The sequence below is a fragment of the Actinoplanes sp. NPDC026670 genome (assembly GCF_040638175.1).
Lineage (GTDB): Bacteria > Actinomycetota > Actinomycetes > Mycobacteriales > Micromonosporaceae > Actinoplanes.
Window position 1 is genome coordinate 1 of record NZ_JBEZXU010000202.1, and the last position, 1,202, is coordinate 1,202.

The 1,202-nt window shown below is 67.1% G+C and carries 2 protein-coding genes; one reads left to right on the top strand and one right to left on the bottom strand.

Translation table 11 applies throughout. From position 1 onward, the window contains the following. On the bottom strand, positions 1–280 hold a 280-nt coding region (locus AB0E94_RS53085; RefSeq protein ID WP_360344622.1), incomplete at its 3' end, for a GntR family transcriptional regulator. Between the two features lie 274 nt (positions 281–554). Here AB0E94_RS53085 and AB0E94_RS53090 point away from each other — a divergent pair. Continuing rightward, a complete protein-coding gene (locus AB0E94_RS53090) occupies positions 555–1,103 on the top strand; it encodes a sigma-70 family RNA polymerase sigma factor (RefSeq protein WP_360344625.1) in 549 nt (182 codons plus the stop codon). Positions 1,104–1,202 lie beyond the last annotated feature (99 nt).

Genomic DNA, 1,202 nt, shown 5'->3' on the forward strand with positions numbered 1-1,202 from the left:
TCCAGCGACTCTTGGCGTACCTGTCGATGCCGTGCCGACGGGCAGACGGGCGTTCCCGGACGAAGGTGCCCTTGCCCTGAACGGTGATGACCAGCCCTTGCTGCTTCAGCAGGTCGATCGCTTTGCGTGCCACAGCAAGGCTGACGAGGTTGTCTGCCGCCAGCTCATCAAGCGTGGGCAACCGGTCTCCCGGGCTGTGGACGCCCGTTTCGATCTTCAGCCGAATGTCGTCAGCGACGCGGACTTGTAGCGGTCGAGCGTCTGTGGGGCCCGTACTCATGGGCACAGACTAGACCGTCTGAAGGTCTGCATACAGAAAAGCTTGACCGGTGACCGATCGGCGACTTAACGTTGTCCGCACGTTGATAGGTCTGCATACAGACCTTGGACCTTTCTTTGGTCGCTGTGGTGACCAAAGAGAAAAGGCCCCGGCGGGATTGGGCCCCGCCGAGGCTGCGGCATCACACCCCAAGGAGGCTCAGATGCCAGCAATGAGGGTACGTGCTGCCCGGAGAAATCCGGAGCAGACCCTACCTCGATCGATGGCCGGCGACGTGTCTGTGCTGGTGGCGCGGGCGCAGTCCGGTGACGCGGAAGCGTTCGGTCTGGTCTACGACCGGTACGTCGATCAGGTGTTCCGGTTCATCTACCGGCGCGTGATGGACCGCCAGGTGGCCGAGGACCTGACCTCGGAGACGTGGCTGCGGGCCCTGCGTAACCTGCCGGCGTTCCGCCGGCCGGGCGGCGACTTCGGCGCGTGGGTCACCACGATCGCCCGAAACCTGACCGCCAACCACATGCTGTCGCACCAGCGGCGCGAGCGGCCGGTGGCGGAGCTGCGCGACGCGGCCCCGGTCGAGCAGGCCCCGAACCCGGAGGCCGCCGCGATGGCGACCCTGACCCGCGAGACGGTCCTGGCCGGGATCGAGCAGCTCAACCCGGACCACCGGCGGTGCATCACGCTGCGGTACCTGCGGGAGCTGTCGATCGAGGAGACCGCCCAGGCGTTGGGCAAGACCCCGGCGGTGGTCAAGTCGATGCAGCACAAGGCTCTGAAGGCGCTGCGCGGGCTGCTGCCGGTGACGGCGGTGATGCCGGCATGACCACCATGACCCCGCCGCTGAACAGCGCCACCCGGGCCGCCGCTGTGCGGGCTGCTCAGGGACAGCCGGCTCCCGCGCAGCAGATGCCGATGTGCATCC